The sequence below is a fragment of the Streptomyces sp. NBC_00388 genome (genome assembly GCF_036061255.1).
GTDB lineage: Bacteria > Actinomycetota > Actinomycetes > Streptomycetales > Streptomycetaceae > Streptomyces.
The window spans coordinates 3,743,897-3,759,572 of sequence record NZ_CP107948.1 but is presented as its reverse complement, the minus strand read 5'-3'; the positions used below and the strand labels follow the sequence as shown (position 1 = coordinate 3,759,572).

Below are 15,676 nucleotides of genomic sequence, written 5' to 3'. Positions count from 1 at the left end.
CGGCATCCGGACGCACCGACCCCGGACCACACAGCCTGCGGGCGTGGAACCCCCGGCCGCTCACCCGGGCTGTTCAGCCCCGGCCGCTCACCCGGGCCGCTCCGTCCCGGCCGTTCAGCCCGGGAGCAGCCGCTCCAGTACGACGGCGATGCCGTCGTCCCCGTTCGACGTGGTGACCTCGTCCGCCACGGCCTTCAGGGAGTCGTGGGCATTGGCCATGGCCACCCCGTGCGCAGCCCAGCCGAACATCGGGATGTCGTTGGGCATGTCGCCGAAGGCGATCGTGTCGGAGGCCGTGAGTCCGAGGCGCCGAGCGGCCAGTGACAGACCGGTCGCCTTGCTCAGCCCCAGTGGCAGGATCTCCACCACGCCCTCGCCCGCCATGACCACATCCACCAGGTTCCCTGCGGACTGCCGCGCCGCCTGGGCCAGCGCATCGTCACTCAGCTCGGGGTGCTGTATGTAGACCTTGTTGATCGGTGCCGACCACAGCTCGGCCCGGTCCTCGAACCGCACCACGGGGAGCGGCCCCTTGTGCGCGCGGTAGTCCGGGCTCACCAGCACCTCGCCGTCGAGGCCGTCCCGGCTCGCAGCCAGCGCCAGCGGCCCGGTGTCTGCTTCGATCTTGGCGATCGCGACACCGGCGAGCCGGCGGTCGAGGGTGACGGAGGTCAGCAGCCGGTCCTCGCCCGCGTGGTACACCTGCGCGCCCTGCGCACACACGGCGAGGCCCTCGTAACCGAGGCCTTCGAGGATGTGCCGGGTCCACGGAACCGCCCGGCCCGTGACGACGATGTGCGCCGCCCCCGCCGCGGTCATCGCGGCGAGTGCGGCCCGGGTGCGCTCGGAGACCGAGTCGTCGTCACGCAGCAGCGTGCCGTCGAGGTCGGTCGCGATCAGCTTGTAGGGGAGAGCCGGGGGCGTCACTTGGAGACGGGCTCCAGAGTCTCGCGTCCGCCGAGGTACGGCCGCAGGACCGGGGGGACCCGTACCGAGCCGTCGGCGAGCTGGTGGTTCTCCAGGATCGCCACGATGGTGCGCGGTACGGCGCAGAGCGTGCCGTTGAGCGTCGCCAGCGGTTGCACCTTCTTGCCGTCCCGCATCCGGACCGACAGGCGTCGTGCCTGGAAGCCGTCGCAGTTGGACGCCGATGTCAGCTCGCGGTACTTGCCCTGCGTCGGGATCCAGGCTTCGCAGTCGAACTTCCTGGAGGCCGACGCCCCCAGGTCGCCCGTCGCCACGTCGATCACCTGGAAGGGCAGCTCAAGGCTGGTCAGCCACTGCTTCTCCCACTCCAGGAGCCGCAGGTGCTCGGCGGCCGCGTCGTCGGGGTGCACGTACGAGAACATCTCGACCTTGTTGAACTGGTGCACCCGGAAAATGCCACGGGTGTCCTTGCCGTACGTGCCGGCCTCGCGGCGGTAGCAGGGCGAGTACCCCGCGTACCGCAGCGGCAGCTCGCCGGCGTCGATGATCTCGTCCATGTGGTAGGCCGCGAGCGGGACCTCGGAGGTGCCGACCAGGTAGTAGTCGTCCTTCTCCAGGTGGTAGACGTTCTCGGCTGCCTGGCCGAGGAAGCCCGTGCCTTCCATGGCGCGCGGGCGGACCAGCGCGGGCGTCAGCATGGGGGTGAACCCGGCCTCGGTGGCCTGTGCGACCGCCGCGTTGACCAGGGCCAGTTCGAGCAGGGCCCCGATGCCCGTCATGTAGTAGAAGCGCGAGCCCGATACCTTCGCACCGCGCTCGGTGTCGATGGCCCGCAGGGCCTCGCCGAGCTCCAGGTGGTCCCGGGGCTCGAAGCCCTCGGCCGCGAAGTCGCGGATGGTGCCGTGCGTCTCCAGGACGGTGAAGTCCTCCTCGCCACCGACCGGCACGTCCGGGTGGACGAGGTTGCCGAGCTGGAGCAGCAGGCGCTTGGTCTCCTCGTCGGCCTCGTTCTGTTCGGCGTCGGCCGCCTTGACGGCCGCCGAGAGCTGCCCGGTCTTCTTCAGCAGCTCGGCCTTCTCGTCACCCGAGGCCTTGGGGATCAGCTTGCCGAGCGTCTTCTGCTCGGAGCGGAGTTCGTCGAAGCGGAGTCCGGACGACCTTCGCCGCTCGTCGGCGGAGAGCAGGGCGTCGACAAGGGCGACGTCCTCTCCACGGGCGCGCTGGGAGGCGCGAACACGGTCGGGGTCCTCACGGAGCAGGCGAAGGTCAATCACCCCACCAGGCTACCGTTGCCCGCTTCCCTCACTCGACTTGATATGCGCTGGGCCACATCCACGGCGGCGCTTTGTCCGGATTGAGGGGCTATCTATGGAATGGTGAGCGGCGAGGTGATATCCCGCAGGCCGCGCCTCCCGCCTTCGCCGGCCAGCGGTCAATAAAGGTGGACCGATTCCCCGGAACGAAGCATTCCGGTCGAAACCGTTGACCCATATCCCTTGCGCCGGGCGGGACTTGAACTTGCTTGTCCACAGGAATCCACAGTCCCGATTAGTTATCCACAGGCTGTGTGGGAAATCTGTGGATGGCCGGGGAGATGGTTCCGAAAGCCTCACACGCAACCGACTGTTCGTCGGAATTCCCCCTTCAAACCCCCTGGGTGCACTCGTTCAGGTGGGGATTGCCCGCCCTGGAGGGTTAATCAGCGGAATTGGGTGACACCACCCCACCTGCAGTCCTGTGGACGGAAGTGTCGTCACTGAAGGGATTTGTCGACCATGTCGCGTTGAGCTGTCGACTTGTCCCCAGGTCGAGAGAGGCCCTGTGGATAACTTTTCCGGAGTGCGGAAATCTGGCCGTACGACGATTTCCGCCCCCACCTGTCCTGCTCCGGCCCACCTGTCCTGCTCAGGCCCGCCCGTCGGCGCTGCGCGCCAGCCAGTCCGAGGCCGCCGTGAACTCCGGGTCGGACGTACCGGGCCGCAGCGGCCGTACGTCCTGTGCCGTCACCCCGGCGCGCGGGTAGGAACCGAGGAAACGCACCTCGGGGCAGCTCCGCTTGAGCCCCATGAGCGCTTCGCCCACCCTGCGGTCCGAGATATGGCCCTCCGCGTCGATGGCGAAGCAGTAGTTGCCGATGCCCTCGCCCGTCGGCCGCGACTGGAGGAGCATCAGATTGACCCCCCGCACCGCGAACTCCTGAAGGATTTCGAGCAGGGCACCGGGGTGGTCCTCGCGCTGCCAGACGACCACCGACGTCTTGTCGGCGCCGGTCGGCGCCGCGGGGCGGGCGGGCCGGCCGACCAGGACGAAGCGCGTCTCGGCGTTCTGCGCGTCGTGGATCTCGGTGATCAGCGGTTCGAGCCCGTACGTGGCAGCGGCGAACTCGCCGGCGAAGGCCGCGTCGTACCGGCCCTCCTGTACGAGCCGCGCGCCGTCGGCGTTGGAGGCGGACGACTCCCACACCGCCTCGGGGAGATTGGCCCGCAGCCAGTTGCGTACCTGGGGCTGGGCGACGGGGTGGCCCGTCACCGTCTTCACCTCGCTGAGCTTCGTTCCCGGCCGCACCAGCAGGGCGAAGGCGATCGGCAGCAGCACCTCGCGGTAGATCATCAGTGGCTCGCCGCCCGACAGCTCGTCGAGGGTCGCCGTGACGCCGCCCTCGACGGAGTTCTCGATCGGTACGAGCGCTGCTGCGGCCTCCCCCGTCCGCACCGCGTCGAGCGCGGCCGGTACGGACACCATCGGGACGAGTTCGCGGGTGGCGGCCTCGGGCAGCGTGCGCAGAGCCGCCTCGGTGAACGTGCCTTCGGGGCCCAGATAGGTGAAGCGAGTGGCTGACATACGGTCACCCTAATAGGCCGAACGCCCCCGGGTCCGGGGCGTTCGGACACGAGCCGGCGGCGTACCGGCCGGGCGCCGGTCGCGCACCGCGGGGCCGGCAGAGGCCGCGGGGGACCGCCGGGTCACGGCGCGGTCCCGCTCGTGCTTCTCGTGCCGGGCACGCCAGTACGGGTACGCCGCACGGCGCGGTGCGCCGCAGCCCGCCGCACGGGGCACCCGCCCGGCGCCCCGGCCCGTCCCCCGGCTCAGTGGCCTTCGATGAGGTGCTGGCCCACGTACTCGCCGGGCCCCGCGGCCCCCGGCACCGCGAAGAGTCCGCTGGCCTCGTGCCGGATGAACGGGGACAGCGCGTCGCCGCGGTCCAGTTTCCGCTGTACCGGTACGAAGCCCCGCACCGGATCGGCCTGCCAGCAGACGAAGAGCAGTCCGGCGTCCGGTGTGCCGTCCTGGCCGATCCCGTCGTGGTACGAGAAGGTGCGCCGCAGCAGCGCGGCACCGCCGTTCTGTTCGGGGGCCGAGATCCGCGCGTGGGCGTTGTCGGGAATGACCAGCTTGCCGTCCGGGCCGGTCCTGTCCAGATCCATCGCGGTCGTCTCGCTGCCGCCCGTCAGCGGGGCGCCGTCCTTCTTCCGGCGTCCGATGACCTGCTCCTGCTTGCCCAGCGGAAGCTTCTCCCAGTCGTCGAGGAGCATCCGGATCCGGCGTACGACGGCGTACGAGCCGCCCGCCATCCACGCCGGCTGCGAGCCGGCGCCCGCGCCACCGCCCGCCGGGACGAAGATCCGCCGGTCGAAGTCGCTCTCCGAGGGCTTGGGGTTTCCCGTCCCGTCGATCTGGCCCATCAGGTTGCGGGTGGTCATGGGCCTGGCCGTCGCGCCGGGCGAACGGTTGAAACCGCTCATCTGCCAGCGGACCCGGGCCGCCGACCCCGCTTCGTTCTGGAGCGCGCGCAGGGCGTGGAAGGCGACGAGCGGGTCGTCCGCCCCGATCTGCACCCACAGATCACCGTTGCTGCGCCTGGCGTCCAGCCGGTCGGAGGAGAAGTCGGGGAGCGGGTCGAGCTGCGCCGGCCGCTGCGCGGTCAGTCCCGTACGGCCGAAGAAGGACCGTCCGAAGCCGAAGGTGACGGTCAGGGACGAAGGCCCCGCGTCGAGCGCGATCCCGGTGTCGGAGCCGGCCGGCTCACCCGCCATCATCCGTGCCGCACCCGCCGACCAGCGGCGCAGCAGCGCTGCGGCCTGAGTCCTGTCGGCGCCTGCTGCCAGGTCGAAGGCGATCAGATGGCCGGTCGACTGGGCGGGTGTGGTGATGCCCGCCTGGTGCGCGGAGTGCGCGGCCCGGCTGCCCCCGGTGGTCCGCGCCGGGCTGTGGAAGGCGACTTCGGTGGAGCCGACCGTCGTCAGCGCGGTCGCCGGAGCCGCCTCGGTGGCCGCGTGTGCTGCCGCACCACCGGCGGCTCCCACCACGAGACCGCCGGCGCCCACCGCGCCCGCGGTGCCGAGCAGCCGCCTCCTGGAGATGTCGTTCATGCTGGTCAGCCGATCTCCACCGTCTTGTTCACGGTGGTCTCGTCGATGTCGGAGGTCCGCACGGTCACGGCGACGTCCCAGCTGCCCGCCATCGGGATCTGGACGCCGTCCGCGCTCCAGTGTCCGGTGAACAGGTGCTCGGGAACGACGGGCAGTGGCCCGATCCGCTTCGCCTTGAGGGTGAGTGCGATCTTCACCTCGGGGACGTCGTACGGCTTGCCCGCGGGGTTGTCCACGAAGAGGTGCAGTTCGTTGCTGCCGCTGTGGCCCGGGGTGAGTTCGAGCGCTACGGTCCCCTTCCCCCGGGGGCCGCCGGTGTCGAACGGCAGGGTGATGTTCACCGGCCCGGACGGCACGGCGGCCGCGGCGGACGCGGAGGTGTTCCGTCCGGCCTCCTCCTCGGTCCTGCCGGGCTCGGTGGTGGTCAGGACCGTCGTCACGGCGAGCAGCGCCACGGCGACCACGGTCTCGGCGAGCACGGACTTCCGGAGCCCGGTGCGTTGCGGGTCGGCATCGCGGACGCGCCGCTCGCGCACCACGGTCCGCGCGGCCTGCTGCCGGGCGAGCTGGGCGGCCCGCCGCGGGTCGGCGGGGACGGTCACCGGCTCCGTCTCCGCGGTGCCACCGGGCGCGGCGCCGCTCCCGCCCGCATCGCCTGCTTCGCCGGCCTCGGCACCGCCGCTCTGCCCGTCACCGGCCGCAGCCCCCGGGGCCGCCGTCTCCGAGAGCCGCGCTGTCCACCGGCGGGAGAAGAACGCGATGCCGACGACGACCGCGACGAGCCCGACCTTGACCATGAGGAGCTGCCCGTACCCCGTGCCGAACAGGGCGGACCACGAGCCGAGCTGCCGCCACGACTGGTAGAGGCCGGTCGCCGCCAGGGTGCAGACGGCGGTGAAAGCGATGCGGGAGAACCGCTGCACTGCGGCCCGTTCGATGGACGGAGTGCGGAAGAGCGCGACGAGCAGCGCTGCGAGTCCGCCGAGCCAGACCGCGACCGCGAGCAGATGCACGATGTCGGCCGGCATCGCGATCCCCGGCTGGAGGCCGACCGAGGCGTGTTCGGTGAGCGCCCAGGTGGCGGCGATCCCTGCGGCGACGACACCGCCCCCGAGGGCCAGACCGAAGGTGAGGTCCTTCCGCTCCTTCGCCGCCTCCGGTTCCGTGGAGACCGTGTGCCGGGCGTACGCCCCGAAGAGGACGGCGACGAAGAGGGCGGAGGCGCCGAGCAGCAGCAGCCGGGAGACGAGCGCGGCCCCGGGTTTGGTCCTGAGCACGTCCTTGAGCGCGCTCAGGTCGAAGACGTCCGCGAGGTGTCCTGATCCTGTGTACGGCGCCCTGAGGAGCAGAAGGGCGAGGGTGGCCGCGGTCAGCGTCAGCCAGCCGCGTACGACGAGCCGCTGCAGCGGCCGTTCGTTCGCCCCGCGCTGCCAGCAGGCGAGGACGAAGGCGCCGCCGCCGACCAGCACGATGAAACCGGCGTAGGCGGCGTACCGCGCGGCGCCGTAGAGGACCCCGACGAGTCCGCCGCCGACGTTGTCCCCGGTGGCGGACACCGTGGTCCTGGAGGGGGCGCCGACGGAGAAGGTGAAGGCGCCCGACACGGGGTGGCTGTCGGCGGAGATGGCCTGCCAGGCGACGGTGTACGTGCCGTTGGCGATGCCGGGGCGCAGGTCGACACCGTAGGTGACGGTGCCGCCCCTGGAGAGGTTGCGAAGTCTGGAGGTGTCGGCGCGCTTGCCCTTCGGGTCGAGCACCCGGATGGACTTGTTGTCCATGGCGACCTGCTCGGAGAAGGTGAGCGCGACGTCCGCGGGAGCCCTGGCGACCACCGACCCGGCTTTCGGGTTGCTTCCCAGCAGGGCTGCGTGCGCGGAGGCGGGGGCGGCCGCGGCGAAGAGCGCGCCGAGGATCGCCACCGCGACGAGCAGCAGCCGTGCGAGCGGAAGACCCGAGCGCGGTGGGGCGGTGGTCGCCGTCATGGTGTCAGCTCCTCAACTGTGCTGCGGGTTGTAGGTGGGCTCCTTGACGGGAAGTTCGGCCCTGAGCACGCCGGCCTTCTCGAAGTGCAGCTCCACGGCCACCTTCTGGCCGCGCTTGGGCTGCTCCTTGAGGTGCATGAACATGAGGTGGTTCCCGCCGCGTTCCAGGTCCAGTTCGCCGTGGGCCGGGACGGGGAGCGACTTCACCGCGAGCATCTGCTGATTTTTGGTCGTGTGCATGGTGATGTCGTCGGTGAGTCCGCTGGTGACGGAGGTGAGCCGGTCCGCGGTGGCACCGTTGTTGGTCACGGTCACGAACCCCGCGGCCATCCCGCTTCCACCGACCGGCTCCGGCATGAAGGACTCGGTGACCTTCAGTTCGGGCCTGCCGCCGGCGGAACCCGAACCGGAACCCGAACCCGCTCCCGAATCCGACGAGGAACAGCCCGCCAGCGCCATAGCCGCAGCAGCGGCTATGGCGCAGACGGAGGCCGCCCGCCGCCCCCGGCTCACGGGTTCTCACCCTTGACGATCTTCGGGAGGTCCTTCGTGTAGTCCTTGACGGTCGTGTCCTCGCCGTACAGCAGGTACCCCTTGTCCGTCTTCGGCGAGAAGGCCAGGACCTGCGCCCCGTGCATCGAGACGATCGTGCCGTCCTTCTCCTTGGTGGTCGGGGAGATGCCGATGCCGATCTGGCGGGCACCTGCCTGGATCTTCTTGAAGTCGCCGGTGAGCCCGATGAACGACGGGTCCTGCGCCTTCAGCCACTTGCCCAGCTCGGACGGGGTGTCGCGATCCGGGTCGGTGGTGACGAAGACGACCTGGAGCTTGTTCTGCTCCGCCTTGGGGAGTGCCTTCTTGGCCACGGCGATGTTGCCCATGGTCAGCGGGCAGATGTCGGGGCAGTGGGTGTAGCCGAAGTAGATCAGCGTCGGCTTGCCCTGGGTCTCCTTGCGGAAGTCGAACTTCTTGCCGTGCGTGTCCGTGAGGACGAAGTCCGGCTTGGTGAACGGGGTGTCGAGCACCGTCGCCGCCTGTGTCCTGCCCTGCCCGGAGACATCGGCCACCGGGCTCTTGCCGGAGCTGCCGCCGTTGTCGCTGCCGCAGGCCGCGAGGGAGAAGGCGGCCGCCACCGCGAGGGCGGCGGCCGTCAGCGACTTCTTGTACGTGCTGTGTGTCGTGCTGTACATGGAGGAACGTCCCAAGTGCTGTGGGTGGTGTGGGCCCGTCAGGCGGTACGGCGACGGCCGGCGAGGACACCGAAGGCGACGCCCGCGATGCCGATGACGATGCCGATGACCCCGAGGATCCTGGCGGTGTTGTCACTGTCGTCCGAGGACGAGGCGGTGGCGGTCTTGGCGGGCGCGCCGTTGCCGCCCGGTGCGGATGTGGCGCCCGTCCGGTCGGCGGCCGGCGTCAGCTTGAGTACGGGCGCCGGGTTCTGGGGCTCGTCGGCGCCCGGCTTCTGCTCCTCGATCCAGCGCACGACCTCCTTGTTGGAGTACGTCTGCAGAGCCTTGAAGGCGAGCTGGTCGGTGTTGGTGGGCAGCTGGCCGACGGAGAGCGGGAACTGCTGGAACTGTCCGGGCGCGATCTTCCCGCCGGTCCAGGTGACCTTGGTGACGGCCTCGTTGATCTGCTTGCCTTCGATGGTCAGCGGCTTGGGCAGCTTCGACGTGGTGACGTCGACCTTCCAGCCGGGCACGGGCTCCGGCATCACCGACGCGAGCGGGTGGTCGGCCGGGAAGTTGACCTCGACCTTGGTGGTCGAGGCGTCGTCACGCTCGTTGGGCACCTTGAACGCGATCGTCGCGTAGCCGCCCTTGGCCGCGTCGCCCTGCGGCTGGACGGTGACGTGCGCGAAGGCCGTACCGGAGACCAGCAGGACGGATGTCGCGGCGATGCCGCCGATCACGGCGATCCGGCGACCGGTGCCGGCGCGGCTGCCGCCCTGACGGGTACTGGCCGACGGGTCGGAGTTCAGCGGGTTGCTGCTCATACGGAACACACTCCACGGTGTGGAAGGAAGGTGGCAGCCCGCGCGCCGGTGCGCGCGGACAGCGCGGCACCACTCCCGTCGCTTCTCGCGTGGGGAGGTGCCGCGTCAGGCTGCGAACGCGTACGTGGCGGGAGGACCGCGCCTGATCACCGTGTGCTGAAGTGCTTCGCCCGCCGTCCACAGCGGCGCGGGAAGAGGTGCGTACCCGGCGCGCGGCGCCTGGGCGGGTGCGCCCGGAAGCCCGGCGCGCAGGGCGCGCACCAGCGCGAGAGCGGCGCGCAGATTCCGTACGAGGGCGCCCTCGGCAACACCGTGCGACTGCCGGCTCAGCCGGAACAGCGCGATCTCGCCGCGCCGCAGCACCCAGCCGGTCGCCAGCGCGGCCAGCAGGTGGCCGAGCACCATCGGGACGGAGGGCAGCATGAAGACGCCGAGTGAGGCGCCTGCCTCGCCCATGTGGTGCGGTACGGCCTGAGCCGTGGTCGCCGAGGGGTCGATGCCCGCCGCTGTGACGATGTTCTGGGCTCTGGCCGCGCTCAGCGGGGAGGCTCCCGCGCCGCAGACCAGCTTTCCCGCGAGCAGTACGAGGGCGGACGTGTCGCCCGGCCCCGATGGCTGCCCCGCCCCGCCTGCCGCGCCGGTCCCGGCCGTCGCGCCCATGGCACCCATCGCCATGGCGCCGTGCTGGCCGAGCCCGAACACGGTGTGCAGCGCGAGCTGGCCCACCGTCAGTGCCGCGGCGATGCCGGGCAGCGAACGCTCCCGCCCTGCGAGGGGCGCTGCGACCACGAACAGCCCGGCGAATCCCAGGACAAGAGGCCACCAGGGGACGGAGGCACCGGAGGCCAGTGCGTGTCCCACCCCGGCCAGCACGACGCAGACCGCGGTGAAGACCGCGGTCCTCAGAAGCCGTGGACCGGCTCCGGCGCGTACGGCAGAGGTAAGCATGGCCGGGCCATCATCGCACTGGGCCCGGTGCCCGCATACGGCAGGTCCGGAAGGTCACCATCCGTCCCGGTGAGCACCACCCGCCACGGAGCCCCGGCCGGACGCCCGGCCGTCAGCCGTCAGCGCCGGTCATCAGCCACCTGCCACCAGCCACCTGCCACCAGCCGCCGGGAACGGCGGCACCGTCCGCGGCGGATCCCGCGGCACACACCCGGCGGACCCCGCGATGGCCCGGGACGACCCCGCGATACACCTGCGCACGGGCTACGCGCGTCGGCCGAATGAGCGTTATCACGTCAACTGCGTGCTTACGCCCCCCGGACGCGGCAATACGTATCCGTATGTCGAGCCGCAGCCAGGAGGCTGGAGCATGAGCATCTGGTGGTCTCTGCATTTGCGGCGGGAAGCCGCGAGCGTTCCGCTCGCCCGTCGTCTTCTGCTCAGCGCAATGGAGACCGCGGGGGTGGACCCCGACGTCTCCTTCGATTTGTCACTCGCCCTCAGCGAGGCCTGCGCGAACGCGGTGGAGCACGGGGGGTCCGTGGATCCGGGCGCCGCGTCCCAGGAGTACCGGGTGACCGCGTTCCTGGACGGGGAGCTGTGCCGGATCGAGGTCACCGACTCCGGCCCCGGCTTCCCCGCGCGGAAGAAACGCCGCCCCGCGCCGCAGAGTGTGCCGGCACCCCCGGAGAACGTACTGACGCACCCGGCGGTCCCGGTCGCCGTCTGCGCCGAGAGCGGTCGCGGTCTGGATCTGATCGCGGAGCTCTCCGACCACGCCGACTTCCGGAACAGGCCGGGACGAGGCGCGATGGTGCGCTTCGACAAAGTCCTGAAGTGGCGTGAGGACGCGCTGCTCAGGGCTTCGTGACGGCGGGATCCGTCTGCGGCGTGGCCGTGTGCCGCATGCCGTTCCGGGGCGGAGGCGCCCCGGCGGGCGCCGTGCTGGGAACAGTGGTGGGCGCAGGCCCGGCCCGGACCTGCGCCCACCACTGCCCGCTCGCGGGGCAGATCAGCCCTGCTTGACCGAGGCCATCCACGCCTCGACCTCGTCCGCCCGGCGCGGCAGCGCGGCGGAGAGGTTCCGGTTGCCGTCCGCGGTGACGAGGATGTCGTCCTCGATCCGGACGCCGATGCCCCGGTACTCCTCGGGCACCGTCAGGTCGTCCGCCTGGAAGTAGAGGCCGGGCTCGACCGTGAGGCACATCCCGGGCTCCAGCGTGCCGTTGACGTACGCCTCGGTGCGCGCGGCCGCGCAGTCGTGGACGTCCAGGCCGAGCATGTGGCCGGTGCCGTGCAGGGTCCAGCGGCGCTGGAGTCCCAGTTCGAGTACCCGCTCCACGGGCCCCTCGACCAGACCCCACTCGACGAGCTTCTCGGCGAGCACCCGCTGGGACGCGTCGTGGAAGTCACGGTAGGCGGCGCCGGGCTTGACGGCCGCGATGCCGGCCTCCTGGGCCTCGTACACCGCGTCGTAGATCTTGCGCTGCAGCGCGTCGAAACGGCCGTCGATGGGGAGGGTGCGGGTCACGTCGGCGGTGTAGAGGGAGTGCGTCTCCACACCGGCGTCGAGCAGCAGCAGCTCCCCGGAGCGGACGTCACCGTCGTTGCGTACCCAGTGGAGGGTGGTCGCGTGCGGGCCGGCGGCGCAGATCGAGCCGTAGCCGATGTCGTTGCCCTCGACCCGGGCGCGCAGGAAGAAGGTGCCCTCGATGTAGCGCTCGGAGGTCGCCTCGGCCTTGTCGAGGATCTTCACGACGTCCTCGAAGCCGTGCACCGTCGCGTCGACGGCCTTCTGCAGCTCGCCGATCTCGAAGTCGTCCTTCACCGCGCGCGCCTCGGAGAGGAAGACCCGCAGTTCCTCGTCGCGCTCGGCGGTGACCTTGTCGGTCAGCGCCGCCTCGATGCCCGCGTCGTAGCCCCGGACGTTGCGGACCGGCCCTGTGGCATCGGTGAGCGCCGCGGGCAGCTCGCGGACGTCCTTGGCCGGGATCCCGAGCAGCTGCTCGGCCTCGGCGAGGGAGTGCCGGCGGCCGACCCACAGCTCGCCCTGGCCGCTCAGCCAGAACTCGCCGTTCTCCCGGTCGGAGCGGGGCAGCAGATAGATCGTGGCGGCGTGCCCGCCGTCCCCTGCCGGTTCCAGGACCAGGACGCCGTCCTGCGTCTGGTCACCGGTGAGGTACGCGTACTCGCTCGCCGCGCGGAAGGCGTACTCGGTGTCGTTGGAGCGGGTCTTGAGATGGCCGGCGGGCACCACGAGCCGCTCGCCGGGAAAGCGCGCCGAGAGCGCGGCACGGCGGGTGGCGGTGTGTGCGGCCTGGGCGATCGGCTCCAGGCCGTGCAGCTCGGTGTCGGCCCAGCCGGACTTCATGTTCGCGGCGAGCTCGTCGGACACGGCCGGGTAGAGGCCGTTCTTCCGGGGCTTGACGGCCTCCGCCGCCGGGGTCTCCAGGGATTCCGGGGTTTCCGGGTTCTCCGGGGTGAGCTCCTCAGACACGTTTCTGTCTCCTTGATACGACACTGGGCCCCCTCCATCGTACGGGTGTGCGGAAGGGGGCCCAGTGCCGAAAGACCTCTTACCCGGACCGCCTGGCGCACGGCCCCCGTTCAATCGAAACGGACCGCCATGATCACGACGTCCTCGGTGCATTCCTGCTGGTCGAGACCTTCGGGAAGCATCGTCCGCAGGATGTGGTCCGCGGTCGCGGCGGGGTCGTCGCGCACCGCGCGGGGCAGGTGCGCCGCCGCCGAGTGGAGCCGGGCGTACGCCCGGTCCGTGGAGTCCCCGGTGCGCCGCAACAGCCCGTCGGTGCAGAGCAGAACCGTCTCGCCGGCGGCAGGCGAGAACTCCACGCTCGGCGCCTCCCAGCAGGCGAGCATGCCCAGTGGCGCCGACAGCGAGGTCTCCACGAACTCGGTGCGCCGCTCGCCGGTGACCAGGGGCGGGACGTGGCCCGCACCGGCCAGCAGGATCGAGCGCCGTGCCGGTTCGCAGTAGGCGAAGAGCGCGGTCGCCGTACGGGCGGGCTCGGTGAGCCGCAGCAGGAGTTCGAGGTCGGCGAGGACCGCCACGGGGTCCTCGCCCTCCATGACGGCGTACGCACGCAGTCCGGCGCGCAGCCGTCCCATCGCGGCGGTCGTGCCGGGGCCCGAGCCGGTGACCGATCCGACGGTGACCCCGAGGGCGCCGTCGGTCAGCGGCAGCGCGTCGTACCAGTCGCCGCCGCCGAGCGGTCCTGTGCGGTGGCAGGCGGCGAGCTGGACGCCCGGCATCCGGGGGAGCCGGCGGGGCAGCAGCTCCTCGGTGAGGGCGGCTGCCCGGGAGCGGGCGCGGGTCAGTTCGACCAGGCGGGCCAGGTGCTCGCTCGCGTACCGCGTGTAGAGGCCGGCGAGGCGGCGGTGGCGGTCCGCGGGCTCGGCCGGCTCGTCGTAGAGCCAGACGGCCGCGCCGAGCGGCCCGGCGGTCCCCGCCGTGAGCGGGACGGCGTAGCTCGCCGCGTAACCGACTCGGGCGGCGACCTCACGGAGGCGCGGGTCGAGGTGCTTGTCGCCGGGGATGTCGGGGGTGGCGATGCCGTCCGCGGAGCCGGTGGACGTGGCGGCGCCGCTCTCCGCGCCGGCTTGTGCGCCGGGGGGCGCGTCCGTACTGCTGCCGTCGAGCATGCATCCGTACGCCGTGACATCGCGGGGGACGGTCTCGATCTGGCCGAGCTCGGCGTGGCTGAGCCCGAGCGTGACGGTACGGGTGGGGCAGGGGCCGTACGCCGCCCGGCCGGGGTCCGTGGTGTCCGCCGGTTCCAGCACCACGAGGCCGCGGCGGGCGCCGACCAGGGAGGCGCCCGCCCGCAGGAACTCCTGCAGCGCGTCGTCGAGGGTGCTGGTGGCGGCCAGCCGCTCGGTGAGTTCGTGCAGCGTGGTGAGGTCGAAGACCCAGCCGGCCAGCCGGTCCTGGATCAGGGCGCCGGGCGCCGCGGGCGGTACGGCGGCGGGAAGCGGAGCGGCAGTGTGCGCGGGGGCCGGAACGGTGGAGTCGATTCCAGCCACTTTCGGCTGGTGAGGTGCGCTCATGACAGCCGGCTTTCTGACTGGTGTGTTTCGCTCAATAGCATCGCAAACCCTCATGACATTCTGCGTAGCTATCAATGGATCCACATGTACACGCAGAAGAGAGGAGATGTCCAGCATGGTCACCTTGGGCCTCCTGGTGTCCGCGGGAGGTTTCTGTCTCCTTCCAGTAGATAACCAAGTTGGCTGGAAAGTGCCCCCCTGTGCGGCTATTTGATGTCGACTGAGGGCGTTCGGCAGAGCGTCACACCGACTGCGGTGGGTACGTAACCGGTGATGGCCAGGGGCAGTTGATACGGCCCCGGAACCTGGCGGCGGGCCTGGGCGTCTATACCGCTGTGGGTCGCGCCCCATCCCCGAATGGCGGGGTTCGCACAAGCGGTACAGCGGCACAGCGATTCAGCGGCACGGCGATTCACCGGCACAGCGCACAGCAGCACGGACAGCAAGCACAGACAGCACGGGACAAGTACGCGCCACGCACGCGCCACTCCTGGCCATGCTTGAGCAATGAACTCGGCCCAGGCTCCGCCCTGCCGGTCATCCACACCGCAGGCACACGAGCTCGCGTACACACAGTGACGCGGCATATCCATGGCGCGATGTGGACCTCGGCGTTCAACGGAAAGGAACGAGCGCTCATGCGCGAGATCCCCGGAAGGCGACGCGGACTCCGGTTCCGGCGCAGCGGGAGGCACGCCCAGCTCGATGCGGCGCTGACCTGCGCAACCGGCTGGCAGTGGCCCGTCGTTCCCGGTGTGGGGCACTCCGCCTCCGCCGGCCGGGAGCGCAGCTGCGGCTGCCCCGACCCCGAGTGCGTCGTACCCGGCGCACACCCCTTCGCCCCCGGACTCCTCGCGGCGACCACGGATGAGCGCATGGTGCGCTGGTGGTGGACCGCCCGCCCCGAAGCCCCGGTGATCATGGCAACGGGAGGCCGGGCGCCGTGCGCGCTCAGCCTTCCCGCCATCGCGGGTGCACGCGCCCTGGTGGAGCTCGACCGGCTGGGCCTGCGGCTCGGCCCGGTCGTGGCGACGCCCACCCGCTGGTCGCTGCTGGTCGCCCCGTACTCGCTGGAACGGCTCGGCGAACTGCTGCATGCCAAGGACTGGGTGCCCAGCTCGCTGCGGTTCCACGGCGAGGGCGGCTATCTGGTGCTGCCGCCCTCCGAGACCGGCAAGGGCCCTGTCTGGTGGGAGCGACCGCCCTCCCCGAGCGCCCCCCGACCGCAGGAGCGGCGACCGCTGCCGGACGCGGCGGACCGCGGTGCGGCCGCGCCCTGGCTGCCGGATGTCGAGGCAGTGGTGGACGCACTGGTGGAGGCGAGCACCGGCGCTCCGGGCGGCGGCAGCAGACTCGCCTACTGACCACCACCGAGGGCGCCC

13 protein-coding genes are annotated in these 15,676 nt (G+C 71.3%); 2 read left to right on the top strand and 11 right to left on the bottom strand.

The window, feature by feature from the left end; translation table 11 throughout:
- Positions 1–114 precede the first annotated feature (114 nt).
- From OG917_RS17005 to OG917_RS16965, 9 genes are all read right to left on the bottom strand, one after another.
- Positions 115–927, bottom strand: a complete 813-nt coding sequence (locus OG917_RS17005; protein ID WP_328318440.1) for an HAD family hydrolase — start codon at positions 925–927, stop codon at positions 115–117.
- The gene (serS, locus tag OG917_RS17000; RefSeq protein WP_328318439.1) at positions 924–2,201 is read right to left on the bottom strand and encodes a serine--tRNA ligase; all 1,278 of its coding nucleotides are present in this window, start codon (positions 2,199–2,201) and stop codon (positions 924–926) included. The genes OG917_RS17005 and serS overlap by 4 nt, the downstream gene beginning before the upstream one ends.
- A gap of 631 nt (positions 2,202–2,832) precedes the next feature.
- Positions 2,833–3,768, bottom strand: a complete 936-nt coding sequence (gene pheA, locus OG917_RS16995) for a prephenate dehydratase (RefSeq protein ID WP_328318438.1) — start codon at positions 3,766–3,768, stop codon at positions 2,833–2,835.
- A 245-nt stretch (positions 3,769–4,013) separates the two neighbouring features.
- Positions 4,014–5,297: an iron uptake transporter deferrochelatase/peroxidase subunit gene (gene efeB, locus OG917_RS16990; RefSeq protein ID WP_328318437.1), complete on the bottom strand. Its 1,284-nt coding sequence runs from the start codon at positions 5,295–5,297 to the stop codon at positions 4,014–4,016.
- Between the two features lie 5 nt (positions 5,298–5,302).
- The gene (locus OG917_RS16985; protein WP_328318436.1) at positions 5,303–7,279 is read right to left on the bottom strand and encodes a copper resistance CopC/CopD family protein; all 1,977 of its coding nucleotides are present in this window, start codon (positions 7,277–7,279) and stop codon (positions 5,303–5,305) included.
- Positions 7,280–7,291: 12 nt separating this feature from the next.
- Positions 7,292–7,738: a copper chaperone PCu(A)C gene (locus tag OG917_RS16980; protein WP_328318435.1), complete on the bottom strand. Its 447-nt coding sequence runs from the start codon at positions 7,736–7,738 to the stop codon at positions 7,292–7,294.
- Positions 7,739–7,788: 50 nt separating this feature from the next.
- Entirely contained in the window at positions 7,789–8,469 is a 681-nt protein-coding gene (locus OG917_RS16975) for an SCO family protein (protein ID WP_328318434.1), read from the bottom strand.
- A gap of 38 nt (positions 8,470–8,507) precedes the next feature.
- Positions 8,508–9,278 (bottom strand): YcnI family copper-binding membrane protein, encoded by a 771-nt coding sequence (locus OG917_RS16970; protein WP_328318433.1) that lies wholly within the window; start codon positions 9,276–9,278, stop codon positions 8,508–8,510.
- A gap of 105 nt (positions 9,279–9,383) precedes the next feature.
- Positions 9,384–10,226, bottom strand: coding sequence for a hypothetical protein (locus tag OG917_RS16965; RefSeq protein WP_328318432.1), 843 nt, complete (start codon positions 10,224–10,226; stop codon positions 9,384–9,386).
- Positions 10,227–10,596: 370 nt separating this feature from the next.
- Between OG917_RS16965 and OG917_RS16960 the strand changes: the two genes are divergently transcribed.
- On the top strand, positions 10,597–11,097 hold the full coding sequence (locus OG917_RS16960; RefSeq protein WP_328318431.1) for an ATP-binding protein: 501 nt from the start codon (positions 10,597–10,599) through the stop codon (positions 11,095–11,097).
- Positions 11,098–11,238: 141 nt separating this feature from the next.
- On the opposite strand, the gene OG917_RS16955 is transcribed toward OG917_RS16960, so the two are convergent.
- Positions 11,239–12,723 carry an aminopeptidase P family protein gene (locus OG917_RS16955; RefSeq protein WP_328318430.1) on the bottom strand — a complete coding sequence of 495 codons (1,485 nt, stop codon included), beginning with the start codon at positions 12,721–12,723 and terminating at the stop codon, positions 11,239–11,241.
- Between the two features lie 110 nt (positions 12,724–12,833).
- Positions 12,834–14,411, bottom strand: a complete 1,578-nt coding sequence (locus OG917_RS16950; RefSeq protein WP_328321960.1) for a PP2C family protein-serine/threonine phosphatase — start codon at positions 14,409–14,411, stop codon at positions 12,834–12,836.
- Between the two features lie 521 nt (positions 14,412–14,932).
- On the opposite strand from OG917_RS16950, the gene OG917_RS16945 reads away from it, so the two are divergent.
- Positions 14,933–15,658, top strand: a complete 726-nt coding sequence (locus OG917_RS16945; protein WP_328318429.1) for a bifunctional DNA primase/polymerase — start codon at positions 14,933–14,935, stop codon at positions 15,656–15,658.
- Positions 15,659–15,676: the final 18 nt, after the last annotated feature.

Coding starts and splice junctions, on each gene's coding strand:
- OG917_RS16970 (WP_328318433.1), bottom strand. CDS start 9,278: ATGAGCAGCAACCCGCTGAACTCCGACCCGTCGGCCAGTACCCGTCAG.
- OG917_RS16985 (WP_328318436.1), bottom strand. CDS start 7,279: ATGACGGCGACCACCGCCCCACCGCGCTCGGGTCTTCCGCTCGCACGG.
- OG917_RS16950 (WP_328321960.1), bottom strand. CDS start 14,411: ATGCTGGACATCTCCTCTCTTCTGCGTGTACATGTGGATCCATTGATA.
- OG917_RS16965 (WP_328318432.1), bottom strand. CDS start 10,226: ATGCTTACCTCTGCCGTACGCGCCGGAGCCGGTCCACGGCTTCTGAGG.
- OG917_RS16980 (WP_328318435.1), bottom strand. CDS start 7,738: ATGGCGCTGGCGGGCTGTTCCTCGTCGGATTCGGGAGCGGGTTCGGGT.
- OG917_RS16945 (WP_328318429.1), top strand. CDS start 14,933: ATGCGCGAGATCCCCGGAAGGCGACGCGGACTCCGGTTCCGGCGCAGC.
- pheA (WP_328318438.1), bottom strand. CDS start 3,768: ATGTCAGCCACTCGCTTCACCTATCTGGGCCCCGAAGGCACGTTCACC.
- OG917_RS16960 (WP_328318431.1), top strand. CDS start 10,597: ATGAGCATCTGGTGGTCTCTGCATTTGCGGCGGGAAGCCGCGAGCGTT.
- OG917_RS16975 (WP_328318434.1), bottom strand. CDS start 8,469: ATGTACAGCACGACACACAGCACGTACAAGAAGTCGCTGACGGCCGCC.
- efeB (WP_328318437.1), bottom strand. CDS start 5,297: ATGAACGACATCTCCAGGAGGCGGCTGCTCGGCACCGCGGGCGCGGTG.